At 42.9% G+C, this 24,092-nt stretch carries 25 protein-coding genes and 2 pseudogenes; 4 read left to right on the forward strand and 23 right to left on the reverse strand.

Annotation, left to right across the window (positions count from 1 at the left end; all coding sequences use genetic code 11):
• Positions 1-67 precede the first annotated feature (67 nt).
• Together SSIN_RS06765 and birA are read left to right on the forward strand one after the other, a co-directional pair.
• Positions 68-1,069: a LacI family DNA-binding transcriptional regulator gene (locus SSIN_RS06765; protein ID WP_037617197.1), complete on the forward strand. Its 1,002-nt coding sequence runs from the start codon at positions 68-70 to the stop codon at positions 1,067-1,069.
• Positions 1,070-1,083: 14 nt separating this feature from the next.
• Positions 1,084-2,019 (forward strand): bifunctional biotin--[acetyl-CoA-carboxylase] ligase/biotin operon repressor BirA, encoded by a 936-nt coding sequence (gene birA / locus SSIN_RS06770; protein WP_037617199.1) that lies wholly within the window; start codon positions 1,084-1,086, stop codon positions 2,017-2,019.
• A gap of 107 nt (positions 2,020-2,126) precedes the next feature.
• On the opposite strand, the gene SSIN_RS06775 is transcribed toward birA, so the two are convergent.
• The 23 genes and pseudogenes from SSIN_RS06775 to eno all read right to left on the reverse strand — a co-directional run bounded on the left by SSIN_RS06775 (position 2,127) and on the right by eno (position 23,066).
• The gene (locus tag SSIN_RS06775) at positions 2,127-2,318 is read right to left on the reverse strand and encodes a DUF3272 family protein (RefSeq protein ID WP_037617201.1); all 192 of its coding nucleotides are present in this window, start codon (positions 2,316-2,318) and stop codon (positions 2,127-2,129) included.
• A gap of 38 nt (positions 2,319-2,356) precedes the next feature.
• On the reverse strand, positions 2,357-4,021 hold the full coding sequence (gene dnaX / locus SSIN_RS06780) for a DNA polymerase III subunit gamma/tau (protein ID WP_037617202.1): 1,665 nt from the start codon (positions 4,019-4,021) through the stop codon (positions 2,357-2,359).
• Complete coding sequence (locus tag SSIN_RS06785) at positions 4,021-4,518, reverse strand: GAF domain-containing protein (protein WP_037617253.1); 498 nt, start codon at positions 4,516-4,518, stop codon at positions 4,021-4,023. Before SSIN_RS06785 ends, dnaX begins: the two co-directional genes overlap by 1 nt.
• Positions 4,519-4,547: 29 nt before the next feature.
• A complete protein-coding gene (locus tag SSIN_RS06790) occupies positions 4,548-5,381 on the reverse strand; it encodes an alpha/beta fold hydrolase (RefSeq protein WP_037617203.1) in 834 nt (277 codons plus the stop codon).
• Between the two features lie 32 nt (positions 5,382-5,413).
• Positions 5,414-6,022 carry a Type 1 glutamine amidotransferase-like domain-containing protein gene (locus tag SSIN_RS06795; protein WP_037617204.1) on the reverse strand — a complete coding sequence of 203 codons (609 nt, stop codon included), beginning with the start codon at positions 6,020-6,022 and terminating at the stop codon, positions 5,414-5,416.
• Between the two features lie 162 nt (positions 6,023-6,184).
• The gene (locus SSIN_RS06800) at positions 6,185-6,769 is read right to left on the reverse strand and encodes a uracil-DNA glycosylase family protein (RefSeq protein WP_037617207.1); all 585 of its coding nucleotides are present in this window, start codon (positions 6,767-6,769) and stop codon (positions 6,185-6,187) included.
• 52 nt (positions 6,770-6,821) lie between these two features.
• Entirely contained in the window at positions 6,822-8,228 is a 1,407-nt protein-coding gene (pepV, locus tag SSIN_RS06805) for a dipeptidase PepV (protein ID WP_037617209.1), read from the reverse strand.
• Positions 8,229-8,307: 79 nt separating this feature from the next.
• Positions 8,308-8,913: a nitroreductase family protein gene (locus SSIN_RS06810; RefSeq protein WP_037617212.1), complete on the reverse strand. Its 606-nt coding sequence runs from the start codon at positions 8,911-8,913 to the stop codon at positions 8,308-8,310.
• Positions 8,914-9,177: 264 nt separating this feature from the next.
• Positions 9,178-9,723, reverse strand: a complete 546-nt coding sequence (locus SSIN_RS06815) for a hypothetical protein (protein WP_037617215.1) — start codon at positions 9,721-9,723, stop codon at positions 9,178-9,180.
• Positions 9,724-10,054: 331 nt separating this feature from the next.
• Positions 10,055-10,894, reverse strand: a complete 840-nt coding sequence (locus SSIN_RS06825) for a metallophosphoesterase family protein (protein ID WP_037617219.1) — start codon at positions 10,892-10,894, stop codon at positions 10,055-10,057.
• A 65-nt stretch (positions 10,895-10,959) separates the two neighbouring features.
• Complete coding sequence (uvrC, locus tag SSIN_RS06830) at positions 10,960-12,795, reverse strand: excinuclease ABC subunit UvrC (protein ID WP_037617221.1); 1,836 nt, start codon at positions 12,793-12,795, stop codon at positions 10,960-10,962.
• Between the two features lie 219 nt (positions 12,796-13,014).
• The gene (gene rfbB / locus SSIN_RS06835; protein ID WP_002909476.1) at positions 13,015-14,061 is read right to left on the reverse strand and encodes a dTDP-glucose 4,6-dehydratase; all 1,047 of its coding nucleotides are present in this window, start codon (positions 14,059-14,061) and stop codon (positions 13,015-13,017) included.
• Positions 14,062-14,454: 393 nt separating this feature from the next.
• Positions 14,455-15,048, reverse strand: a complete 594-nt coding sequence (locus tag SSIN_RS06840; RefSeq protein ID WP_015605114.1) for a dTDP-4-dehydrorhamnose 3,5-epimerase family protein — start codon at positions 15,046-15,048, stop codon at positions 14,455-14,457.
• Positions 15,049-15,052: 4 nt separating this feature from the next.
• The gene (gene rfbA, locus SSIN_RS06845; RefSeq protein WP_037617225.1) at positions 15,053-15,922 is read right to left on the reverse strand and encodes a glucose-1-phosphate thymidylyltransferase RfbA; all 870 of its coding nucleotides are present in this window, start codon (positions 15,920-15,922) and stop codon (positions 15,053-15,055) included.
• Positions 15,923-16,056: 134 nt separating this feature from the next.
• Positions 16,057-16,882 (reverse strand): annotated as a pseudogene (tmpA, locus tag SSIN_RS06850) (ZIP family manganese transporter TmpA).
• Between the two features lie 44 nt (positions 16,883-16,926).
• On the reverse strand, positions 16,927-17,739 hold the full coding sequence (locus SSIN_RS10065; RefSeq protein WP_167332869.1) for a HEPN domain-containing protein: 813 nt from the start codon (positions 17,737-17,739) through the stop codon (positions 16,927-16,929).
• A complete protein-coding gene (locus tag SSIN_RS10070; RefSeq protein ID WP_052076771.1) occupies positions 17,657-18,367 on the reverse strand; it encodes a hypothetical protein in 711 nt (236 codons plus the stop codon). Before SSIN_RS10070 ends, SSIN_RS10065 begins: the two co-directional genes overlap by 83 nt.
• A gap of 28 nt (positions 18,368-18,395) precedes the next feature.
• Positions 18,396-18,749, reverse strand: a pseudogene (locus SSIN_RS06860) (NUDIX domain-containing protein); the annotation flags it as partial.
• A gap of 40 nt (positions 18,750-18,789) precedes the next feature.
• Complete coding sequence (locus tag SSIN_RS11150) at positions 18,790-18,927, reverse strand: NUDIX hydrolase (RefSeq protein ID WP_425314566.1); 138 nt, start codon at positions 18,925-18,927, stop codon at positions 18,790-18,792.
• Between the two features lies 1 nt (position 18,928).
• Positions 18,929-20,023 (reverse strand): NAD(P)/FAD-dependent oxidoreductase, encoded by a 1,095-nt coding sequence (locus tag SSIN_RS06865; protein ID WP_037617228.1) that lies wholly within the window; start codon positions 20,021-20,023, stop codon positions 18,929-18,931.
• 11 nt (positions 20,024-20,034) lie between these two features.
• Entirely contained in the window at positions 20,035-20,832 is a 798-nt protein-coding gene (locus SSIN_RS06870; protein WP_037617229.1) for a Nif3-like dinuclear metal center hexameric protein, read from the reverse strand.
• Complete coding sequence (locus SSIN_RS06875) at positions 20,819-21,508, reverse strand: tRNA (adenine(22)-N(1))-methyltransferase (protein WP_037617230.1); 690 nt, start codon at positions 21,506-21,508, stop codon at positions 20,819-20,821. Before SSIN_RS06875 ends, SSIN_RS06870 begins: the two co-directional genes overlap by 14 nt.
• 253 nt (positions 21,509-21,761) lie before the next feature.
• The gene (gene eno, locus SSIN_RS06880; RefSeq protein ID WP_037617231.1) at positions 21,762-23,066 is read right to left on the reverse strand and encodes a surface-displayed alpha-enolase; all 1,305 of its coding nucleotides are present in this window, start codon (positions 23,064-23,066) and stop codon (positions 21,762-21,764) included.
• A gap of 191 nt (positions 23,067-23,257) precedes the next feature.
• Between eno and SSIN_RS06885 the strand changes: the two genes are divergently transcribed.
• Both SSIN_RS06885 and SSIN_RS06890 read left to right on the forward strand, forming a co-directional pair.
• The gene (locus tag SSIN_RS06885; protein WP_037617233.1) at positions 23,258-23,713 is read left to right on the forward strand and encodes a DUF1694 domain-containing protein; all 456 of its coding nucleotides are present in this window, start codon (positions 23,258-23,260) and stop codon (positions 23,711-23,713) included.
• On the forward strand, positions 23,714-24,073 hold the full coding sequence (locus SSIN_RS06890) for a hypothetical protein (RefSeq protein WP_037617239.1): 360 nt from the start codon (positions 23,714-23,716) through the stop codon (positions 24,071-24,073).
• Positions 24,074-24,092 lie beyond the last annotated feature (19 nt).

The raw sequence follows: 24,092 nt of genomic DNA on the forward strand, positions 1-24,092 counted from the left end.
AATTCCTCTTTGTTATTTACTTGTTTTTGAGGTATAATAGCCCATATAAGACAAATAGGAGCAAAAAATGGCTACGATTAAGGATATTGCCCAGGCTGCTGGGGTCTCTCCCGCTACGGTCTCTCGCGTACTCAACTACGACCCTGCCATGTCGGTCAGTGATCGCACTCGAAAAAAGATTTTTGACATTGCTGAGCAGCTAAACTATAAAAAATCAAGAAAAACTAAGCCAAACAGGACTCAAGCCTACCGTATCGGGCTTATCGAATGGTACACCGAGCAGGAGGAACTCGATGACCTCTACTACTACTCTATTCGCTTGGGCATTGAAAAAAAAGCTCAAGAATTGGGTTATGAGATTCTCAGAGTGTTTCAAAACGATTCTCTTGAGCTATTGAAAGACATTGATGGCTTGATTGCCATCGGCAAATTCAGCCCAGTTCAAATTCAGCAGCTGGAGCAGTACAGCAACCACTTAGTTTTTGTCGACAGTGATACGCTCAATGCAGGCCACAGCTGTGTGACGGTTGATTTTGAGAATGCTGTACAGAAGGTCCTTCAGCACTTCATATCTTCTGGTTTTGAGCAGATTGGCATGATTGCCGGACAAGAAAAAACCTCTGATCAAACTAGCATCATCAGTGACCCTCGTCTGGCGAGCTTTCAGCGGTATCTATCTGACAAAGGAATCTTTCAACCTGACTTTGTTAAAGTGGGCAATTTTTCCTCGGAGTCAGGCTATCAGATGATGACAGAGCTCATCAATGAGCACAAAGACCAGCTGCCACCCGCCTTCTTCATCTCTAGCGATGCTTTGGCTATCGGTGCCTTAAGGGCTCTGCAAGAACACGGAATCCAGGTTCCCCAAGATGTCAGCATTATTTCATTTAATGATACCTCTATTGCTAAGTACATCTATCCCAGTCTCAGTACGGTCACCGTTTTTACAGAAGAAATGGGTAAACAGGCCCTGCATATTCTGGATCAAAGTTTAGCATCCGAAGATGATGTCATTCCCTATATGGTCAAACTTTCTACCAAGCTGACCATTCGAGAAAGCAGTATTTAACAGAGAAAGAACGAATGAAAACCTACGAAAAATTGTTTACCATTCTCAGCCAAGCTGACGATTATGTTAACGGAGAAAGCCTGGCTCAGACATTAGGCATTTCCAGAACCTCCATTTGGAAGGCCATTCAGCGCTTGGAAAAGGAAGGGGTGCAAATTGATTCCATTAAAAATCGTGGCTATAAGCTTAAAACAGGAGATTTACTGATTCCAGACCTGATTGAGCAAGAGGCACCTATCAAGATTTCCTTCAACCCCAACTGCCAATCTACCCAGATGGATGCAAAAGCAGGTATGGAAGCGGGTGGCGAGGCAAATACCCTCTATCTGGCTGCTGCTCAATCAGCCGGCCGCGGCCGCTTCGGACGATCCTTTTTCTGTCCCAATCAAGGTGGCTTTTATATGTCCCTCCATCTCAAGCCCAACCTGCCATTTGAGCAAATCCCTTCCTATACCATTCTGACAGCAGGAGCTATTTATAAGGCAGTCAAAAATCTGAGCCTCATGGATGTGGACATCAAGTGGGTTAATGATATCTACTACAAAAATAAGAAAATTGCTGGCATTTTGACCGAGGCCACTACTTCAATTGAAACTGGCCTCGTCACAGATGTCATTATCGGAGTTGGTTTTAATTTTTGCATTAGTGACTTCCCCAAGGAACTGCAAAATAAGGCTGGATCGCTCTTTAGCGCCCCAGCTCCCATCACCAGAAATGAATTGATTGCAGAAATTTGGGCCTGCTTCTTCGAAAGTGACCCAGAGGAGCTCATTTACCTTTACAAGAAGCAATCCCTAGTCCTTGGTCGACAAGTGAGCTTCCATCAAAACAATCAAACCTATAAGGGGATCGCCCGTGACGTCTCTGACAGCGGGCAACTCCTAGTCCAGTTGGAGAACGGACAGGAAATCTGGCTCAACAGCGGGGAAGTTTCCCTCATCAGCTGGTAAAGGTAAAATGGAAGCAACTGCTTAGCTAGCACCTTTCAGAAGATAAGAAAAATGGCTCCTTGTCACCTACTGTGGTGACAAGGAGCCATTTATTTCACTTTGAACATTTACTTATTCTTCAAATGTTTATCAATTTCATCCACAATCCGCCCCATGACATAGCTAATTTGCAGATTGCGCCCAATCAGAAAGGCCCAGAAAATAGCCATCAGGTAATGTTCAGACATGATTGCTTCGTTAAAAAAATAAGTTTCTAGGGCTGTAAAAGCCGCCATTACAATAAATTGTCGTCTATTCATAATTCTATTATAGCATGAAAAACAGCAAAAATCTAAATTCAGTCATCCTGTACAGTGATTTTCTCTGCTAAGAAATCAAATCCCTCAGGAATCCAGCTTTCTTCCTGCTTTTCAGCTGCTTCTGCTTTATTGCTACGACTTCTAGCTGAAAATTCTGCCCGTATCTGAGTCCAATCTTCCAGAGAAATGGCCAGAATATCTGGTGAAAACCCAGCAGCATTGCTGAGCAGATTCCCAAACACGGTATTGAGATTTTCTCTTTTCATGGTCTGCTCAGCATTAAAATTAGATTCAAAAGCCAAAATAGCATGGTTTTCGTTGGCCGCTACCGGCTGCGAACCAATGAGCAAAGCCTTGTCCGCGCCTGCCAGACTCTCGATAATTTCTCCCCAAGCATTTTGCAGCTTGGTCAAATTACCACGAGCCAATTCAGGATTTTCCACCGCTTCTTCCAAGATGGCATTGACCTTATTACGATCCACCCGATAAGTCTTGGATTTCTGAGGTCGTACTTCTGCTCTTTTAACTGCTGGAGCTGGCTGACTGCCGACATTGGCTAATTGCTGCTTGAGCTGCTGGATTTCCTGCTTGAGATTAGTCAACTCTTCTGCCAAGTTGTCAGGAATCTCATCCAAGCCTGTTTTTTCCTCGGCCAGGCGAATGGTCATCATCTCTGTATAAATCTTAGGCTGCAAGCTATTCTTGATGTCTACCAGACTCTTGGTCGCCATCTCAATCATGGCAAAGAGAGCATCCTGCGGTGTCTTGAGATTTTCCAGAAAAAGCTCGCTGGCATGAGTATTCTCCCCGCCAGTTTTGACAATGAGCAAATCACGCAGATATTGCAGGAGGTCCGTCACGAAGCGAGCCATGTTTTTGCCACTGTCAAAAATCAGATTGAGATTATCCAAGGCTGCAACTGCATCATGAGCAATCAAGGCTGCCACATAGGCATCCAAGGCTCCCAAGCTGATAGAGCCTGTGATTTCCTCAGCAATGTCCGTAGTCAAACGATTTTCCTGAGTCAAGCTAAGAGCCTGATCAAGAATAGAAAGGGCATCTCGCATACCGCCTTCAGCTCGACGGGCAATAATCTGCACACCTTCCTGCTCAAAATCAATCCCTTCCTGCTCCAAAATCCACTCAATATGACCAATAATGTCCTGCGTCTTGATAGACTTAAACTCAAAACGCTGGACGCGGGAAAGAATAGTCGCTGGAATCTTATGCAGTTCTGTCGTCGCTAGGATAAAGACCACATTTTCTGTCGGTTCTTCCAAGGTCTTTAGCAAGGCGTTAAAAGCCCCTGTCGAGAGCATGTGCACCTCATCAATGATATAGACCTTGTGCTTGGCGAAACTAGGTGCATAGGTAGACTTGTCTCGAATATCACGAATCTCATCGACTCCATTATTAGAAGCTGCGTCGATTTCGATGACGTCTTCAAGGCTCCCCTCAGTGATAGCCTGACAGATATAGCAGTCATTGCAAGGCTCACCGTCCTTTTGATTAGGACAGTTCATAGCCTTAGCAAAAATCTTGGCAACACTGGTTTTCCCTGTTCCACGCGGGCCAGAGAAGAGATAGGCATGGCTGATTTTCCCTTGCTCCACAGCCTGCCGCAGGGTGGTGGCTACTACCTGCTGCCCCACCAGCTGACCAAAGGTCTGACTGCGGTATTTCCGATATAAAGCTTGATACATTAGGCTTTTTCTCCAAACATTTCAAAATTCCAAGTCGTTTTTTCAAGCAAAATCTGGACGAACCTTTCCAGATATTCTTGATCTACCTTATCATAATCACCCGTCAAGGCTGAGTCCAAATCCAGCACTCCCAGAAGGCGACCGTCTTTTATCATCGGCAGTACAATCTCACTCTTAGCCCTGCTATCACAGGAGATATAGTTGGCATGCTGGGTGACGTCATCCACAATGATCGTCTGCTCTTTCTCAGCTGACTCCCCGCAGACTCCCTTACCTAATGCAATGTGGACACAAGAAACGCCCCCTTGAAAGGGCCCCAAAATCAGCTCGCACCCATCAAAAAGATAGAAACCAGTAAAAACAGAATTAGGCAGGGCTTGATTGAGCAGGGCGCTAGCATTCGACAGATTTGCCAAGGCATTGGTCTCACCATCCAGCAAGGCTTCCAACTGATCTAGCAACAGTTGATAATTTGAAATTTTATCTTTTGTGTTCATAAAGTCTATTATATCAAAAAGCCGGTCTTTCAACCAAGCTTTTCTTTAATTTTGTTATTCAAAAATTCATCAATCAGTCTATTGACAATATCGGGTTGGTCGGTATTAGAATTATGTCCCGCCTTATCAATCCATTTAACAGACTTTCCAGTATTTCTTTCATAGGCCTTCAAATATCGTATGCAAGACCCTGCACGATCTTCTTTTCCACATATAACCAATTGTGGACATTTTACTTCATAAGATAGATTCTTCTCTACTGCTTCTGAAAATATCTTATATCCGTATCCCGCAAGACGAGCATACCTTTCTTGATTGCCATCATAAACCATCATCATATCATACATCAGTTTTCTTCCATAATCTGTTGTTGATACGCTTTTAGGCCCAGATTTCAAAAGAGATTTCCATGGATAGATTCTATAAATTGCCTCCATATTTTTTGAGAGCCACAACTCCATAGCTGTATAATACTTCCGTTGCATGGAAGGTGAATCAATCGTAACAAGGCCTTTTAATTTCTCAGGAAAAAGTTGAGCATAAACCTGTCCTACATATCCTCCCATTGACTGACCAATTAGTATTGGATTCTCTATTCTCTCTTTGACAAATATTTCATCCAGCCAAGTTGCTAAATCAAATAAAGTAAAATCGAGACAAAATGGATAAGATGACGCGTGTCCAGGTGCGTCCCAAACCAAGACTCTATATGTATCTTTAAAATATTCTATTTGTTTTTCAAATAACCTATGGTCAGCAGTTAGCCCAGGTAAAAAGATAAGAGCTCTTTGGGATGATTCATCACCATCATTTGTCCAATAGTGAATGACTCCACTTGATGTTTCGTATGTCTTTTCAATCAAAATACTACCCCAATATTCTTATTTATTTTCCATCAAACCCGCACTTCTTCACCCTCCACAAGCACCGCTTGGCTATTATTGATTGGCAGCAGATTGAGCTTGTCTCTGTAAGTATCTAGGATTGCCTGAGTGCTTTCGGCAAATGGTTCTTCGCCTACATGAGGAAGGACATAAAAATCCACCTCGTTTAGTGCCGCTGTATCGGACAGTTCACCCGCCACTCCTTTATTATCCATGAGCTTGCTGTAGTCAATACCCTCAGCTGTGATGATAGCGCCAGCGGATTCACCCACATAGACCATACCATCTGCAATCTGCTCCCGTATCAAACTGAGCAAATGCTTCTTTTTCAATTCCTGCAAAAGATAGAAGCTATTGCCACCCGCAATATAAAGTAGCTTGGTCTGGAAAATCTTAGCTTGAGCCGTCTCTTGGTCGGTCTGATCCAGGTCTAGAACCTCTACTGCAAAACCTAAATCCTCAAAGACTACTTTTGCCTCATCAATGTAATCTCGATATTCCTCCACATTTCCGGCCGTCAGGATAAAAAGCAGATGGTCGCCCAGACCTTTGTCAGCCGTATAAGACTTAAAAAGGTTCTTGATACCAGCCAAATATGAACATAAAAATAATTGTTTCATGAGACACCTTCTTTATTATTCCTATTTTGCAAATAATCTAGCAATTTGATTTAAAGAGTCATTTCTCACAAATCTAGTCTGAAATCGCCTAACAGTGATACAAATTGTAAGTTTCTACGAAGTGTGACACCCAAAAAATATCTTGTAGGAAGTCTTTTGCTCTCACTTTAATATAATTTCCTGCACACGAGACCGCAAATTTGGCACAATCTGCTCCGCAAACCAAGGATTTTTAGCCATCCATATTTGGTTGCGAGGGGAAGGGTGGACCAGAGGGAAAAAGTCGGGCAGGTAGTCTTGATAATGTTGGACAGTCTCGGTTAGCTTGACATTCCCCTTTTGTTGCAGATAGTATTTCTGCGCATACTGACCAATCAAAATTGTCAGCTCAATATCTGGTAAAAGCTCTAAAATCGGCTGATGCCACTTTTCGGCAAAGCCCTTACGAGGCGGTAAATCTCCAGACTTTCCATGTCCTGGGAAATAAAAATCCATAGGCAAGACCGCAAAGTATCCAGACTGATAAAAAGTCTCTTCATCAACACCCAGCCATTCTCTCAATCGGTCTCCACTCTTGTCCTTCCAGTAAAGCCCCGCCTGCTGGGTTTTAAGACCTGGTGCCTGACCGACAATGTTAATTCGAGCTTTCTTAGGCGCCGCAAAAAGCGGCTTGATCCCCTGCTCTGTATATTTCTGATTTTCTGGATCAGCCATGATGGCCTTGGCAATGTCCTCTATTGTTTGCATGACAGCTCCTTGCAAAGAAACTCATCCAGCAAGGCCAAACGAGTTCTTCTTTTTATTTGATTAGCTCGTAGATTGCTTCCGCGTAAATCGCTGCTGCACGGAAAAGGTCTTCTACATCTGTAAATTCGTTGGCTTGGTGCATAGTGTTGACATAGTCTGGGAACATAGCACCGAAAGCCACACCGCGCTTCAAAAGACGGCCAAAGGTTCCGCCACCGATGACTTGCTCATGTCCTTTGAGACCTGTTTGTTTTTCGTAAACACTCAAAAGAGTTGCTACCAATTCATCATCTGCTGGGACATAGTGCGGTGTGTGCTCATGCTCAGACAGGCTCACTGACACGACACCTGGAACTTTTTCAAGATCAGCCTGAATCGTTTTTGGATCAGTTCCTTGTGGGTAACGGATGTTCAAAGCAATGGTATTGTCATCCTTAGCACTATCGAAATCGAAAATACCTGCGTTCATACTGAGAGCGCCCATTTTAGCATCTGTATAAGCGATTCCTAACTTCTCGCCAGCGAAATCGTTGTGCAGAACTTGTGCTACCACTTCCAGATAAGCTTTGGCATCTCCTGCAAAGTCAAATTGGTTGAGGAAGAGAGCCAAGTAGGTTGCTCCGTTGATACCATCCTCTGGTGTAGAACCGTGAGCAGACTTCCCAATAACCGTCACTTCAACAGCGTCGCCACAAGCTTTCAGACTAGCTGAAAGCTTGTGGCCAGCCGCAAACTCTTGCAATTTCTCATCCAATTCAGCTGCATCAACTGGTGACGTAAAAATAGCTGTTGCTGATTCAGGTACCATATTCTCGCGAAGTCCGCCAGTGAAGCTCTTGAGTTTAAAGCTGCCATCATTACTGTTACCAAAGTGGAGATATTCTGTGATATTCCCTTTTTCACCGTTAATGATTGGGAACTCAGCGTCTGGCGAGAAGCCAAAGTCTGGCTCAGGCAGGCCTACATGTTTGAAATAATAGTCCATATCTTGCCAGCCGGATTCCTCATCTGTCCCCACCACAAAGCGCACGCGCTTAGATACTGGCAATCCCAAGTCTTTGATGATTTTCAAACCATAGTAACAAGCCATGGTTGGCCCTTTGTCATCAGATGAACCACGCGCATAAAGCTTGCCATCAATGATTTCAGGTTTGTAAGGATCTGTATTCCAGCCACTTCCAGCTGGCACCACATCCATGTGAGCAAAAATTCCTAATTCTTCTTCTCCCTCGCCAAAAGTAAAGTGCCCGGCATAATTGTCCACATTCTTCGTTTCATAACCATCCCGTTCAGCGATTTCTAAAAACTTATGCAAGGCTTGAACAGGACCGGGCCCAAAAGGATGTTCCTTATCTGCCTTTGAATCGTCCCGCTCTGAGTTAATTTCCAACAGACTGAACAAGTCAGCCAAGAGTGCTTCTCTGCGTTTTTCAACTTCTGCTTTAAAATCAATTGTCATTATTTCACCTCAATACATCATTCGATTTAAAACAAACTATCTATCGAATTAAATCGTAAATTCTAAAAATAGAATTTTATCAACGTTTCTCAATAATCTCATCGACTGGCAAACGATAGCTAGGCTCTAACTTATCGTCTGTATAGCCAACAGTAATCAAGAGCTCTGGACGGAAACGCTCGTCAATCTCCAAAACCTCATTGACTTTGGATTTGTCGAAACCTAAAATGATATTGGATCCGATACCTTGGTCAGTCAGAGCTAGGACAAGATTCATGGCCACCAGACCAGCATTAAGTGCTAAATAATCACTCTTTTGCTGATCATTGTAGCGAGCAAACTCAGCTGGTAAATTCTGCATGTAAAATTGGAGCTGCTCATCTGAGAAATTCCTCACTCCAGCTACGCGCGCAATCTTACGAGCTCGCTTTGTCAAATCTGTATCCGTAAAGAGGGCAATGGTTACTGGTGCTTCCTTAATCTGGTCCACATTACCACCGAAAGCTGTCTCGGCTAAAGCCTGATTGCGTTCCCGCACGACAACGAACTTCCAAGGCTGACTATTGTGAGCACTGGGGGCCAAAGTCGCAATCTCAATCGCAGTCCGCACATCCCTTGGATCTACGGGTTTATCGTTAAAATGCTTAGTCGCATGACGTTTTTTATTTAACTCAAGAAATTTCATAGTAACTTCCTTTTCTAAATCTACTAGCTTCATTTTATCACATTTTGTAAGAGTTTGCAGGGATTTTCCATGGAAAGGAACCTGACTAAAAAAGTGTTAGGAATGTTTTCAGTAGCTATTCTCTATTTTTACAGATTTCTCTAAATAAGAAAACACTCAGGAACTTGTACATTCAAACTTTTCTCTCAAAGTGTCCTTTCTTTGCTTCTCTTTTTAAATTTTAGCATAGAAAAAGCAGGTGATAGCTCACCTACTTTGTTGATATTATTGTCCAGATGTGAGAGGAGCAAGAGCTTTATAAGCTCCTTCAATCGCTTTCTTCATGGTATCACGTCCTGTTTTCAACTGTTGAACAAATAGGGCACGACTTTGTTCTGGAAGTTCTGCGTCGTCTGAGCCAACACTTGAAAGCGTGTCATTAAATGCCTTTCTAGAAGCTTCCATAGACTGAATTGCAGGTTCTACTTGTTGATTGTAAGCTTCTTTCCCAGCCTCTGGAACTTTCTTCCCGATTTCAGTAATGTATTTTTGGTAGTTATCAATCAGCTTCCCAAAGAGAGCTTTCATATCGCCAATTGTCTTTGCATTGTCGATTTCTTCGTCAGTCAAGAGAACAATTTCTGACAGTTCTGCATCTGAACTAGCCGTTTTTGATGAAGTTTCAGAGCCACTTGATTGATTCTCTGAAGTAGATTTTTTTTCTACCGAGCTTGAAGCTTTACCAGAAGATTCTGAAGCTGTTTTTCCTGAGCATGCTGCTAAAGTGATAACTGATAAAAGCGCTACACTAGCTGTAATAATTTTTTTCATTATTGCCTCCTGTAAATAAAGAATACATATATTATAATACAATATTATTTTATTGTCAAATCATAGCTGAAGCACGTTTGTGGCAAGCCAGCCAAATTCCCTTTTCAAGTTCTGCTACCTCTTTTCTACAGAATAGTAATGCAGGGCCATTCCAAATGCAGATACAATACCAACGTCCGAGATAGAAGCTTGCAAAAAGGAGATGTAAACTTTGATTTCTCATATCTAACATGATACTTCTCCAGTCTATTATCATCCAACAACTTCATTAGTATGACTAGATGATTTAGCTACTCTAGCCTTCTTTTTCACCTTTCCTTCTTTCAGGGGATTAATCGTCATTTTCTCCAAAAAACTTTCTCACATCCTCAGTGTAACCGTACTTGTCATTCAAGTAAACCAACAATTCTCGGTTATGGCCTTGGTAGTTATCTTCACGTCGTAATTCTTCATACATTTCGATAAAAGGGAGAGCTTTTTCTTTGGCCAATTCTAACTCTGCTTCGTAGTCATAGGCGACTTTTCGGAATTGAATGTTCACCATTTCCCCATCTTCAACTTCAATCAAGGCATACTGGGCACGGTGATTTTTCAAGGCCATCCAATCAAAATAGGGCATGCCAATCGAACCAGGGTTGATAATTTGTTGCCCTTGGCTTCCATAGCGAAGCAACTGCTTATGGACATGACCGTAAACTGCCACATCTGTTTCCTCATCAAGTAGCTGGTCAAATTTCTTCGTATCATTGTCAACCAGTAAGTCACTCCCATAGTTTTTGTCAGGCAAGTTATGCGAGAGCGAAAAACGCAGTCCATCTATTTCTTTCCTTGCAACCATGGGCAGACTCCGTAGCCAAGCGATCTGATCGGGATCCATTCGCTCCATCAAATACTGCGTCATACGCAAGAGTTGGACTTCCTGTGGGTCTTCTAAGCCATATTGCCCATCTAAGGCCTCTAGGACATAATCATCCCAGTTTCCGCGGACAGTCGCTGTGATAGGCAGGTCTCTTAACAAGGATAGCAAATCATTTTCCCCCGGGCCAGGGAGAAAAATATCCCCCAAAAGCCAGTATTCTGTCACTTTTTGTTTTTTGGAATCTGACAGAACTGCCTTCAAGGCCGTGGTATTCCCATGTATATCAGATAGAATTGCGATTTTGTGGTTCATATATTTCCTCCTAGAATACCTCCATTATACCACAAAAGACCGCTTGCACGGTCTTGGTTTATATATTAACTATCCAACTCTACTAAGGGTTCTGCAACCTCTGGTAATGATATTTCTTTCCGCTTGTCTAGTTCGTTCAACTTAGCCCTTACAGCTTCTGCCACCGCTCGCGGTACGCCCACTTCGACGATTTCATCGACACTGGCTTCCTTAATCTTGGTCAAAGATTTGAAATGCTTCATGAGATTTTGCTTGCGCTTTGGCCCCAAGCCTTCGATGCCGTCTAGTTGCGATGAGAAGGAATTCTTAGACCGGAGCTGGCGGTGGAAGGTAATGGCAAAGCGGTGCACCTCATCTTGGATACGCTGGAGTAGGAAAAATTCCTGCGAATTACGAGATAATTCTACGACTTGCAAAGGATCGCCAAAGAGCAATTCATGAGTCTGGTGCTTGTCATTTTTTTGTAGTCCAGCGATGGGAATATCCAGTCCCAACTGCTCCTGGATAACTTCTTTAGCGACATTGACCTGGCCCTGTCCACCATCAATGACAATCAGATCTGGTGGCGTCAGCCCGTCACGAATGACCCGACTATAGCGCCGCTTGATGACCTCTCGCATACTGGCGTAGTCGTCCGACCCTACTACGGTCTTGATTTTGTATTTGCGGTAATCCTTCTTGCTAGGCTTACCATTGACAAAGACCACCATAGCCGATACGGGACTAGTTCCCATAATATTGGAGTTATCGAAAGACTCAATCCGAACCGGCGTCGGAATGTTGAGGAGCTTCCCTAGATTTTCGATAGCGCCCTGCGTTTTCTCAACGGATTTCTCCAAAAGATCAAATTTCTGCTGGAGGCTGACCCGAGCATTCTTAATAGCCAGATTGACCAACTGCTTCTTTTCGCCTCGCTGAGGCTTGACTACTTTGGTATCCACCATAGCCCGAACAGCTTCTTCATCAATGTCTGCTGGAATTAAGATTTCATTGGGCTTGAGGTGGGATTTTTCCTGATAAAACTGGCCAATATAGGTCAGGAAATCTTCGTCGGGATCATTGTAATAGGGGAAAAGATTGACATCACGCTCAATTAGTTTGCCCTGGCGGACAAAGAAAACCTGCACGCACATCCAGCCCTTGTCCACATAGTAACCAAAAACATCGCGATTCTGCAAATCCTTGGCCATGACCCGCTGCTTGGTACGCAAGGTCCCAATAGCCTGAATCAGGTCGCGGTATTCAGCCGCTCGCTCAAACTCCATAGCTGCAGCTGTTTTATTCATCTTATCACGGAGCTCATCGATAATTTTATCGTCCTGACCTTTGAGAAAGTCCGACACTTCCTGAGCCATATTCTTGAAATACTGGCTATCCCGCTTGCAAATCGTATGGGCTTCACATTGCCCCAAGTGATAATAAAAGCAGACTTTTGCAGGTGGATTGGTACATTTTTTGAACGTAAAAATTCGATCGAGCAGGCGCTTGATTTCATTGGCCGCACCAACATCGGGGTAAGGACCAAAATAAAGTCCGCCGTCTTTTTTGACTTGGCGCGTGATGATTAGGCGCGGATAGGTTTCGTTGGTAATCTTGATAAATGGATAGGACTTATCGTCCTTGAGCATGATATTGTACTTGGGCTTATTTTCCTTGATTAGATTGATTTCTAGGAGCAAAGCCTCAATGTTGGACTCGGTGACAATAAACTCAAAATCCTCAATCTCGGAAACCAGGGCCTCCGTCTTGGTATCGTGGCTGCCACGGAAATAAGAGCGAACCCGATTGCGGAGATTCTTAGCTTTTCCGACATAGATAATGATACCGTTTTTGTCTTTGTGAATGTAACAGCCGGGACTGGTCGGCAACAGTTCCAGCTTTGATTGGATTAGCTTGTTCATAGGTCTATTATAGCAAATTTTTTTAAAAACTTTCTTTTGAAAAATCTACTCTAAGAGGCTAAACACTACGAAAAAGAGGCTAGGACAATAATCGTCTCAACCTCATTTTTGTATCATAAAAGATTCAGATAGGCCTGGTAGCTAATTCCTACGATTTGAGATAGGCTACTAAAAACTCTACATTTTTTACCTTGTCTCGCACACCTGCTTCAATCTATTTTATTTAATCACTTCCTGAGTCTTGGCATAGTTGGCTTCAACTGCTTCTTTTTCTGATTTCCACCAGTCTTGGTTGTCCGTGTACCACTTGATTGTTTCTTTGAGACCCGCTTCAAAGTTGGTGAACTCTGGCTTCCAACCTAGCTCATCACGAAGCTTGCTAGCATCAATGGCATAGCGAAGGTCGTGACCTGCACGATCGGTCACATGGTCATAAGCATCAGCTGGCTGCCCCATTTCCTTGAGAATCAGTTCCAGCACTTCCTTATTATTCTTCTCACCGTCAGCACCAATCAAGTAAGTTTCACCGATTTGACCCTTGGTCAGAATCGTCCAAACGCCTGATGAATGGTCATTGGTGTGAATCCAGTCACGCACATTCTTACCTTCACCGTAGAGTTTTGGCTTGATACCGCTCAAGATATTGGTGATTTGGCGCGGGATGAACTTCTCGATGTGCTGGTAAGGACCATAGTTGTTTGAACAGTTAGAAATAGTCGCTTTGACACCAAATGAGCGCACCCAAGCTTTAACGATCAAGTCTGAAGCCGCCTTGGTTGATGAGTAAGGCGAGCTTGGATTGTACTTGGTTTCAGCCGTAAATTTCTCACCTGGTCCTTCTCCATGACCTGGCAAATCTTCACGCAGAGGCAGGTCACCATAGACTTCGTCAGTTGACACATGGTGGAAACGAATGTCGTACTTACGAGCTGCTTCCAAAAGTGTGTAAGTTCCGATGAAGTTGGTGTGGATAAATGGACTCGGGTCATTGAGCGAGTTATCATTGTGGCTTTCTGCCGCATAGTGAACGATAGCATCCGCTTCAGCCGCCAGCTTGTCTACCAAGGCTGCATCAGCAATATCTCCAACAACCAACTCAACGCGGTCGCCCAAAATTTCTTCAATATTGGCACGATTACCCGCATAAGTCAGCTTGTCCAGCACTGTCACATGGACATCTGGAAAGTTATTGTAAACATAGTGGACAAAGTTAGAACCGATAAAACCAGCTCCACCTGTAACGATAATTTTTTTGTATTCAGTCATTTTTATTCCTTAACTTTTTTATAATTGTCTTAAGTGGTGGGGACGCAAGCAAACCTCCGGTTTCATTGCTTATTTTTGAGCCAAATGTCTCAAAAATCCCCTGTCATGAGGCTGGGACAAAAGTCCTAGCCTCTCAATTGTCTTTGGATTGTCGATCAAGACGCAGTGGTTGAGTGGGCTCTACTACGCTGATTTCATCAGCTTTTACAGCCCTACTCAACTGTGCGGAGGTGGGACGACGAAATCGAATTCTAATGAATTACCGATTTCGTCGTCCCACTCTCATGATTTACACCCCAGCGGCAATCATTTCTTCCACTCGCTTCGCTCGGATAAGAGCTGAGCTAAATCATATATTTCAATATAAATTAATGCGTCAGAAAAGAATTCTTCTCACAAGTCTTCTTTTCTTAGAGGTTTGACATCCTTAAGTAGTGGATGGTTCTTGTCTGCTTCTGAGACTTCTGCTGCTTCTAGGTTTTCCCACTGGATGCCTAAAGCTGGGTCTGCATAGTTGACAAAGGCATACTTAGGTTTGAGTTCCAAAGCCCAGTAGTCATTGACCAGATAGCTATAGGAAACGGTATCAGAAAGGACTTGGAAGCCATTGGCTACGCCTCGAGGTACAAAAATACCCTTGCTGGCATCGATTACTGTCTGGTAAGTATTACCAAAGGTCTCACCTTCACGCAAGTCGACCCAAGAACCCAGCACCTTACCGTCATCAGCAACAGAGATGTACTTGTCCCAGGGCTCAGCATGAAGACCACGCAGGACATTTTTACGAGAAAAGCTGACATTATTTTGCAGTTTTCCTTCTGCAAAGAAGCTTTCAGGAAAGCCTAACGGCAGCATTTTTTCCTTTTGGAAATTCTCCTTAAACCAGCCTCGGTTGTCCCCGCGTACAGGGATATCAAATTCCAGCATTCCAGGGATTCCAGGAACCTCACGCGCTGCTAATTCCTTATCAAAAAATTGTTCTGTCATCTTCTTATGCTTCTCCAATCAAACGGAGCAAGTATTGTCCGTATTCATTCTTCTTCAACGGCTGCGCCAATTCATGCACTTGCTCTTTAGTGATATAGCCCATACGATAGGCAATTTCTTCTAGATTCGCCACTTGAACGTTCTGCATACGCTGAACCGTTTCGATATATTGAGCTGCTTCTAATAAACTTTCGTGAGTCCCTGTATCCAACCAGGCAAAACCACGTCCCATCAGCTCGACAGACAAATCTCCACGTTCCAGATAAGCCTTGTTAACATCTGTGATTTCCAACTCCCCACGAGGACTTGGCTTGATGTTCTTGGCAATTTCTACAACATCGTTATCGTAGAAATACAGTCCTGTCACTGCATAGTTAGAGCGCGGCTGTTCCGGTTTTTCTTCGATGGAGATAGCATTCATATTTTCATCAAATTCTACTACACCAAAGCGTTCTGGATCCTTGACATGGTAGCCAAAAACAGTTGCTCCTTTTTCCTTAGCAGCAGCATTTTGGAGCATTTTACTCAGACCTGGTCCATGGTAAATATTATCCCCAAGAATCAGCGCTACATTATCATCTCCAATAAAATCAGCCCCAATGATAAAGGCTTGTGCCAGCCCGTCTGGACTTGGCTGCTCTGCATAAGAGAGCTTGATACCAAACTCAGAGCCGTCTCCCAGCAAATCCTCAAAACGAGGCAGATCCGTCGGAGTAGAGATAATCAAGATGTCCTTGATTCCAGCCAGCATAAGAGTTGACAGCGGATAATAAATCATGGGTTTGTCATAAACCGGCATGAGCTGTTTTGACGCAGCGCGGGTCAATGGATACAAACGTGTACCAGAACCACCTGCAAGAATAATACCTTTCATATGAGTTTCCTCTCTTAATGTATTCTCCTTATTTTACCATTTTTGAAAGCGGATGTCATCCTTTTCACTAGCCTTAGACAAAAGAAAAAAAGCGGAAATTCCGCTTTCTTATACTCTTTGATTCTAAGTTAGCATCAACCCAAAGCCACATCCAAGACCATCATGAGAACGAAGCCCACCATGAGTCCCAAAGTCGCCACATCGGTATTGCCATTGGTCTGCGAATCCGGTATCAACTCCTCTACCACTACGAAGATCATAGCTCCCGCCGCAAAGGATAGGGCATAGGGTAGAATAGCCGTCATGGCCATAACAGCAACTGCCCCCAGAACAGCCCCGATTGGCTCTACAATCGCGGACATGGAACCCCCAGTAAAAGGCTTTAAGTCGAGACTTTCCGTCCGTCCGAATTGGAATGGACAAAGCAGCCCCCTCCGGGACGTTTTGCAGGCCAATTCCCAAAGCTAGGCCAATCGCGCCGACAAAGGCTTCCGGACTAGGATTGGCGGCCAAAGCACCAAAGGCTACTCCGACTGCCAAACCTTCTGGAAAATTGTGAATAGTAATGGCTAAGAAGAGCAGAGCAGTCTTGGACAGCTTCTTTCGGCTATGCTCAGGAACACTCTCTGCCTCCGAAATATCCTTGCTCAAGTGCAAGTGAGGCACCACCGCATCAATCAGCCGCAGGAAAAAACCGCCCACTAAAAAACCAATCGCTGCTGGCAACCAGGATAGCTTGCCATAAGAACTCTGCGCATACTCAATCGACGGTGCCAGAAGCGACCAAAAGGAAGCCGCAATCATAACGCCCGCCGCAAAGCCCATCATAATATCTAGCAACTTGCGACTGACCTGTTTAAAGAAAAATACAATAGCCGAGCCCACAATAGTACAACCCCATGTGAACAGCCCAGCCAAGAATGCCTGCATAACAACAGGCTGCGATCGTAACCAGTCCATAACTTCTCCTTATAAAATATATTTAAAGAATTAAATTTACACATTTATATAGAAATCCTTTGTCTGAATAGTTGACCAATACTTTTTCTTATATTAGTCTGATCAACACCACAACGTTTAAGTTGCATTGCATAAATTACAAATCTCATAAAAATAACATCAAGAAGTGCATTATCAATAAATTCTTTATCAAGATTCCCATGTGCAAAATTATTTCTTTGTTTAGCTAGTCTTTTGCAAGTATCTTTTAAAATAAAAGTTTCATTATTAAGTTTATATAAGTTATCTCCAAATTCATCAAGAACATCTTTTAATGTTGTAAAAGTATATTCAAGTTTTTGAGATAAAGAAATTATTGAAATGGCGGATTTCTTAATTCTCTTAAATATTCCTTTTAATTTTCCATTACTATTTTCAATCAATTTATCAATAGCTTCATTTGCTTTGTGTTCAACCTCAAGCCTGTCCTTACTTTTAGGAACCCCATCAGGAAACAGCTTTCTAAACTCCCACTCAAAAGCAGCCATAATTAATATAAAGCTTGATTCGTCAATAGTTAATCCTCTTTCAAACGATTCTGATATGTGTCTCAAATAAAGCCTGTTGTTTGAAATTTCTTCTAAAATTTCTCCCTCATGACCAGAAAAAAAGAATTGTGATATATACCTATTATCTTTTAAAGTTTCTGGTTCATCAAGCACTGATCTTTCTATTACATTATAATAGTTTCCAATTCTACCAGTATCTTTTCCATACAAAGAAACTGTGTTGATTTTAATATTTTTTCTGAAGCAAAGAAACTGTGTTGATTTTAATATTTTTTCTGAAGCAAAGAAATTGTATGAATTCTTTAGCAATTCTCTCCAGTCTTGAAATAAAGAAATAATCCTCAGTTTCTTCAAAATTGAAAATCATTGCTGATTTTAAAACGAGCGGTGGAGTATCTATAGAAAAATTCACAATACGTGAAATCCCAAATGATACTTGAACTTCCTTTCCATCAACATGAAAGGATTGTTTTTTAGTTGTAGTACTATCAAAATCTCTTGTTTTAAGATTTACTATACCTCTATGTTCTTCATCAACATTATTAGAAAACTCAAATGAATTATTGATAGAGTGTATATAGTCTATTTCTTTTGAATTAATTTCCATTCTACTTATTTTAGGAGTAGATGAATAAGATAAAAAATATGAATTAATTTTCATTAATATTATTCCGTTATTTTCAGATAGTCTAGAAGTTTTATCTGGAATAAAAAAGATATTTTTATTATGTTCATTACAAAAGCCTATCAAATAATCGTCTGGAAGATATATAGGTTCTCCTGGGAAAGCATATGCCCCTTTTCCCAGTTTCTTAGCAAACCATTCTAATCTAATTTCTTCTCTCTTTTCTTTATCACTAATTAATTTTAGAATTCCGTTCTCAAGAATAAATATGAAATTTATATTTTTAAAAGATACTTCTCCCGTCAATAACATTTGTATACCTCAATATTTAAAAAATTATTCACTTATACAAAATCGTCTTGGTTTCCCCGACACAGTGTTTTTCCTCATTCCAGTAATGAATCCGCTCGAAAGAGCCTTTCCTCCAATAGAGAGGCAAACGTTCACGTATGTCATCCTGCATATCTATCTGGCCAAGTTCAGAAATCTTCCACCATTTGGGCTCCCCTTCATGATCGTTTCCCCTGACTTGCCCCTCACAGGCAGTACAAAGAAAATAGTAATATACATACCGTTCTTCTTTACTTGGATTAGTGAAGCCTGAAATCCCCTTCAATTCCAAGTTTAGAGCAGTCAGCCCTGTTTCTTCTTTTAATTCGCGCCTTGCAGCTTCAAAAAAAGATTCTGGAAACTCTTACGAAGGTGAAAAGCTAAGCTTTTTCTATCCCCAACCTTCACCAGTCTATCCCCAGACTGATGAAGCCGCCTTGTTGTATCCACCCTTTAAACTTATCATGCTGGCGATTGAGCAGTAGGATTTCTTCATCTTTTTTTACACAAACATTGACCCAATTCAAAATAGTTTCTGTCATATCAAACCTTCTCCACATACCGCTCGATAAGATAGTCAGCTGGATTCAGCAGCCCTGCTTCTCCCAGAGCCATCTGGGCCAATTGGCGTCCGATGAGCGGACCAGTTGTCAGACCAGAAGAGCCTAGACCGCTGGCCGCGTAGACATGCGGCAAATTTGGTATAGCTCCAAAGAAAGGAGCAAAGTCACTGGTATAAGCTCGCGTTCCCACGCGCTCACCTAAAATTTCTGCAGTAGCCAATCTCGGCAAATAAGTCTCCGCTTCTTCCTGCAATCGATCCAATACTATCTTATCTACCGTCAGGTCAAAGGCCTGATCATTTTCATGACTGGCACCGACGCTAACCTTGCCTGCCAGAAATGGAATGATATCCAGCTCGCCCTCAGGCATAACAACTGGGTAGTCATCTGTCTGCTCAGCCAGCCTAAAATCACGTAGCTGTCCCTTTTGCGGCCGAACATCTGTCTCATAGCCCAGTGGCTGCAAGATTTCTCCCAGCCAAGCCCCCACAGCTAAGATAACACAGTCAAAGCTGTGTCCGTCCACAAGAAGTTTCTCTCCCTCTACTGTCAAGCTTACCTTTTTCTCAACCAGCTCTGCCTTGCTGGCTTTCAGAAGCGTCTCCGTCAAGAGCGCTCCCTCTACCCGGGCACCACCGGAAGCATAGAGAAGTCGCTCAAAGTCTTGCAAGTCTGGAAATTTCTCCTGGGCTTCCTGACGGCTGAGAAGACTCAACTCCCCTATTAAGGGCGACTCTTCTCTACGATTAGCAGCCAAATCATAAAGCTCCTGCAGCTTGCTCTCGTCCTTTTTCAGCAGATAAACACCTGTCTGTTGGTAAAAGTCTGTCTGGATTCCAGCCGCTTTCAGATCCGCAATCAAGTCTTGATAAAAATCAGCGCCCAGACGCGCCATCCTATACCAAGCTTTATTGCGACGCTTGGAAAACCAAGGACTGATAATGCCGGCAGCTGCCTTGGTTGCCTGCCCCTTGCCGTCATCAAAGACAGTCACTTCCACATCTGGGGATTTAGACAGATAGTAAGCGGCTGTTGATCCGACAATCCCAGCTCCAATTACTGCTACTTTTTTCATGTCGCTCCCTCTCAAATATGTCGGAAAGGATTGGTCGAAGCCTGACTAGCCAGAATCTCAATCTCCCATCCCCCTTCTGCTTTCCAACTATCAAACTTTTCTTTTAATTTCTCCGTAAAAAGAACCTCGATATGGTGTCCTGGATCCAGTGCTAAAAGCCCTTCTGTCAGCATTTCCTGAGCAGTGTGATAGTAAATATCACCAGTTATGTAGACCTGCGCTCCCTTGGCAATGGCCTCCGAATAAAAGGACTGACCGCTGCCACCACAAATAGCCACACGCTCAATCACACGATTGAGATCCGCTTCGTCATAAGTGACCAGACGCAAACAATCTAGTCCAAAACTTGCCTTGACCTTAGCCGCGAAGTCCCCAAAGGTCTGAGGAGCAATCCTCCCCACGCGGCCAATACCCTGATCTGGACCCGTCTGACTAAGAAAACTTGTCTCCTCAATCTCAAGAAGCTGGCAGAACCAGTCGTTGAGTCCGTCCTCCACGACATCAATATTGGTATGGCTGACATAGACAGCAATATCATGCTTGATGAGGTCTAGAATGATTTGATTTCGCGCCTTATCTGCCACTAGGTCCTTGAGCGGGCGAAAGATAGGCGCATGCTTAACGATAATCAGTCCAGCACCTGCCTCAATAGCCTCCGCCACCGTCTGCTCACGAATATCCAAGGCTACCAAAACCTTGTCTACTTCTTTGTCCAAAGTCCCGATTTGCAGGCCTGAAATGTCGCCCTCCATGGACAGTTCTTGCGGGCAGTATGCTTCATAACGGGCGATGATTTCACTTGCTAGCATGGAGTACCTCCTTGATACTTTCGATTTTTTGGGACATAGCAGAGCGTTCTAGCTCATTTTTTTCTGGGATATGAGCTAGAGCTCCTTCAAGTTTCTTCAGTTCTTTCTGCCATCTTAGCTGAAAAGCAGGTGACTGTTGCTTCATCAGAAAAGGTCCGAAACGCTTTTCTTGCTCTGTCAAAGTTTGCTGGCCTGCTTCAGCCACTAGGATTTCGTAAAACTTTCCAGCCTCTTCTAAGATATCCTCAGCCAGCAAGCGAAAACCGTTTGAAACCAGCCAGCTCCGGAGCTCATCCTCCCGGTTATTGGGCTGCAAAATCAAGCGAGAAATAGACCCAAGCTTAGCTCTGCCATTTTCCAAAATCTCCGAAATCAAGCGACCACCCATGCCAGCGATAACGATGGTGTCAATCTGATTTTCCGCCTCAAAAGCTGCCAGACCATTGGCCAAGCGAACCTCAATCTGCTCCGTCAGTCCATGCTCTGCCACATTTTTCTGGGCAGACTGAAAAGGCCCCTCTACCACTTCTCCGGCCAGAGCCTTCTCAATCCGCCCCTGCTGAATCAGGTAGATGGGCAGATAGGCGTGATCGCTCCCAACATCCAGCACCTTTGCCCCATCCGGCACAAAAGCAGCTACTCGCTCCAAGCGCTGGGAAATAGTCTTTTTTTGCATTGATTACCCTTTTCTAAACAAAATATCTGCCTTCTAGTATACCATTATTAGAGGCATAAAAAAAGTAGTGAACGTAAATATTCCGTTTCATTGTTGAAGATACACTCTGAAACATAAAACAAACACCTTACCAAGAAGTATACCCCAGCCCATCTCCAAATTTCAACAAATGATAGAAAACTAAAAGCACCTTGAGATAGAGCCCCAAAGTGCTTAATATCAAGGCTTTACAGCCCCTAACCCCATAAAGAGATTATTTTTTCAAGTTGTAGAATGATTTCAGTCCACGGTATTCAGCTACTTCACCAAGTTGATCTTCGATGCGAAGCAATTGGTTGTATTTAGCGATACGGTCTGTACGTGAAAGTGAACCAGTCTTGATTTGTCCAGCGTTAGTTGCAACTGCGATGTCAGCGATTGTTGAATCTTCAGTTTCACCTGAACGGTGTGATACAACAGCAGTATAACCAGCTTCTTTCGCCATTTCGATAGCGTCGAATGTTTCAGTAAGAGTACCGATTTGGTTAACTTTGATAAGGATTGAGTTAGCAGCACCTTCAGCAATACCTTTTTCAAGGTAAGAAGTGTTTGTTACGAAGAAGTCGTCACCAACCAATTGAACTTTGCCGCCAAGACGTTCAGTAAGAGCTTTCCAACCGTCCCAGTCATTTTCATCCATACCATCTTCGATAGTGATGATTGGATATTTGTTAACCAATTCTTCAAGGTAGTCGATTTGTTCTGCAGCAGTACGTACAGCAGCTCCTTCACCTTCAAATTTAGTGTAGTCGTAAACTTTACGTTCTTTATCGTAGAATTCTGATGATGCACAGTCAAATCCGATAAATACGTCTTTACCTGGAACATAACCAGCAGCTTCGATAGCAGCAAGGATAGTTTCAACTCCATCTTCAGTTCCTTCGAAACGAGGAGCGAATCCACCTTCGTCACCTACAGCTGTTTCAAGACCACGGCCTTTAAGGATTTTCTTAAGAGCGTGGAAGATTTCAGCACCCCAACGAAGAGCTTCTTTGAATGTTGGTGCACCAGCAGGTACGATCATAAATTCTTGGAAAGCAATTGGAGCGTCTGAGTGAGAACCACCGTTGATGATGTTCATCATTGGAGTTGGAAGAACTTTAGTGTTGAAACCACCAAGGTAGCTGTAAAGTGGAACTTCAAGGTAGTCAGCAGCAGCACGAGCTACAGCGATAGACACACCAAGGATTGCGTTCGCACCCAATTTACCTTTGTTTGGAGTACCGTCAAGAGCGATCATTGCACGGTCGATAGCTTGTTGATCACGTACGTCGTAACCAATGATAGCTTCAGCGATAACGTTGTTCACGTTGTCAACTGCTTTTTGTGTACCAAGACCACCGTAACGAGATTTGTCGCCATCACGAAGTTCTACTGCTTCGTGTTCACCTGTAGAAGCTCCTGAAGGAACCATACCACGTCCGAAAGCACCTGATTCAGTATAAACTTCTACTTCAAGTGTTGGGTTTCCGCGTGAGTCGAGGACTTCGCGAGCGTAAACATCAGTAATAATTGACATTTCTGACTCTCCTTATTATTTAAAATTATTTACTAGTCTATAATACCGTAAAAACGCTTTTTTTTCAAGGAAAAATAGTATCTTTGCTTGAAAAATCACAATTTTTAACTTGCAATCGATTACATTGTTTGTTTTGGGGTATTTATGTGTTTTAACAGAAGAAATCAATTTATTTATGCTATACTAAAGATATGGCAGACTTTAATAAAATTATCATGGAAAAATCTCAGGGGAACGCTAAGCTCAATCCTGATGAACAGCGTAAATTTCTGGAAACTTTTGAAGAGCGGGTGATAGGCTACTGCTCTATTTCTGATGCAAACTCTTCTATTATGAAGCAGCATTTTAAAGAGATAGTAGCTAACATAACGGAAAGCTACCAGCCCGTCACAGTTAAAATCTCTCCTGAAGTCGAATCCAGCTACCAAGTCTTTTATCTCAAGACAGCTAAAGAGCTGAGTTGTGAGGCAACCATCGTCTCTGCCTTTTGCCAATCCTCGCCTTTTGGATTGGTCATCCACAGCAATTATCCTGTTGATGTTGAAGAAAAAGATTTGAATAAACAGTTTACTGATGTGCTCCACCCAATAAAAAATAAAAAATCTGCAGACAAAAAGACTTCCTTTTGGAAAAAAATGTTTAAATAGATGACAAATTTAGAAAAATTATTTGCCTTTTTTGAGGCAGAAAATCAGCGTGACTGGGATATTTATCAAACTTTTTTAGACGAGCATGTCGTCTGGGAGCTACATGGAGACTCCCCAGAAATCATCCAGAGAAAAGAACTCTACCTCCACAGGATAAAAGAGGCCTATCAAGACAGTTCCGCCCAGTTTAGCTGCCAACACTATCACACCAATTCCGATCAAAGTCGGATTCTAACAATTTTGCTCAATGATTGCGGTGACCTATCCTGCGATATATTTGAATTTGCAAACGGCTTAATTGTCAAAGAAATCGAATATTTACTGAAAAAGAGAGTGGGACAGAAATCGGTAATTCGTTAGAATTCGATTTCGTCGTCCC

This window comes from Streptococcus sinensis, assembly GCF_000767835.1.
GTDB lineage: Bacteria > Bacillota > Bacilli > Lactobacillales > Streptococcaceae > Streptococcus > Streptococcus sinensis.

Excerpts from the sequence above, each read along its gene's own strand:
- SSIN_RS06875 (WP_037617230.1), bottom strand. The coding sequence starts at position 21,508 with ATGCAAAAAAAGACTATTTCCCAGCGCTTGGAGCGAGTAGCTGCTTTT.
- SSIN_RS06865 (WP_037617228.1), bottom strand. The coding sequence starts at position 20,023 with ATGAAAAAAGTAGCAGTAATTGGAGCTGGGATTGTCGGATCAACAGCC.
- SSIN_RS06890 (WP_037617239.1), top strand. The coding sequence starts at position 23,714 with ATGACAAATTTAGAAAAATTATTTGCCTTTTTTGAGGCAGAAAATCAG.
- birA (WP_037617199.1), top strand. The coding sequence starts at position 1,084 with ATGAAAACCTACGAAAAATTGTTTACCATTCTCAGCCAAGCTGACGAT.
- SSIN_RS06795 (WP_037617204.1), bottom strand. The coding sequence starts at position 6,022 with ATGAAACAATTATTTTTATGTTCATATTTGGCTGGTATCAAGAACCTT.
- SSIN_RS06775 (WP_037617201.1), bottom strand. The coding sequence starts at position 2,318 with ATGAATAGACGACAATTTATTGTAATGGCGGCTTTTACAGCCCTAGAA.
- SSIN_RS10070 (WP_052076771.1), bottom strand. The coding sequence starts at position 18,367 with ATGTTATTGACGGGAGAAGTATCTTTTAAAAATATAAATTTCATATTT.
- SSIN_RS06765 (WP_037617197.1), top strand. The coding sequence starts at position 68 with ATGGCTACGATTAAGGATATTGCCCAGGCTGCTGGGGTCTCTCCCGCT.
- rfbA (WP_037617225.1), bottom strand. The coding sequence starts at position 15,922 with ATGAAAGGTATTATTCTTGCAGGTGGTTCTGGTACACGTTTGTATCCA.
- uvrC (WP_037617221.1), bottom strand. The coding sequence starts at position 12,795 with ATGAACAAGCTAATCCAATCAAAGCTGGAACTGTTGCCGACCAGTCCC.
- SSIN_RS06800 (WP_037617207.1), bottom strand. The coding sequence starts at position 6,769 with ATGCAAACAATAGAGGACATTGCCAAGGCCATCATGGCTGATCCAGAA.
- pepV (WP_037617209.1), bottom strand. The coding sequence starts at position 8,228 with ATGACAATTGATTTTAAAGCAGAAGTTGAAAAACGCAGAGAAGCACTC.
- SSIN_RS06810 (WP_037617212.1), bottom strand. The coding sequence starts at position 8,913 with ATGAAATTTCTTGAGTTAAATAAAAAACGTCATGCGACTAAGCATTTT.
- SSIN_RS06825 (WP_037617219.1), bottom strand. The coding sequence starts at position 10,894 with ATGAACCACAAAATCGCAATTCTATCTGATATACATGGGAATACCACG.
- SSIN_RS06815 (WP_037617215.1), bottom strand. The coding sequence starts at position 9,723 with ATGAAAAAAATTATTACAGCTAGTGTAGCGCTTTTATCAGTTATCACT.
- SSIN_RS06885 (WP_037617233.1), top strand. The coding sequence starts at position 23,258 with ATGGCAGACTTTAATAAAATTATCATGGAAAAATCTCAGGGGAACGCT.
- rfbB (WP_002909476.1), bottom strand. The coding sequence starts at position 14,061 with ATGACTGAATACAAAAAAATTATCGTTACAGGTGGAGCTGGTTTTATC.
- eno (WP_037617231.1), bottom strand. The coding sequence starts at position 23,066 with ATGTCAATTATTACTGATGTTTACGCTCGCGAAGTCCTCGACTCACGC.
- SSIN_RS06840 (WP_015605114.1), bottom strand. The coding sequence starts at position 15,048 with ATGACAGAACAATTTTTTGATAAGGAATTAGCAGCGCGTGAGGTTCCT.
- SSIN_RS06785 (WP_037617253.1), bottom strand. The coding sequence starts at position 4,518 with ATGAACACAAAAGATAAAATTTCAAATTATCAACTGTTGCTAGATCAG.
- SSIN_RS06870 (WP_037617229.1), bottom strand. The coding sequence starts at position 20,832 with ATGCTAGCAAGTGAAATCATCGCCCGTTATGAAGCATACTGCCCGCAA.
- dnaX (WP_037617202.1), bottom strand. The coding sequence starts at position 4,021 with ATGTATCAAGCTTTATATCGGAAATACCGCAGTCAGACCTTTGGTCAG.
- SSIN_RS11150 (WP_425314566.1), bottom strand. The coding sequence starts at position 18,927 with ATGACAGAAACTATTTTGAATTGGGTCAATGTTTGTGTAAAAAAAGAT.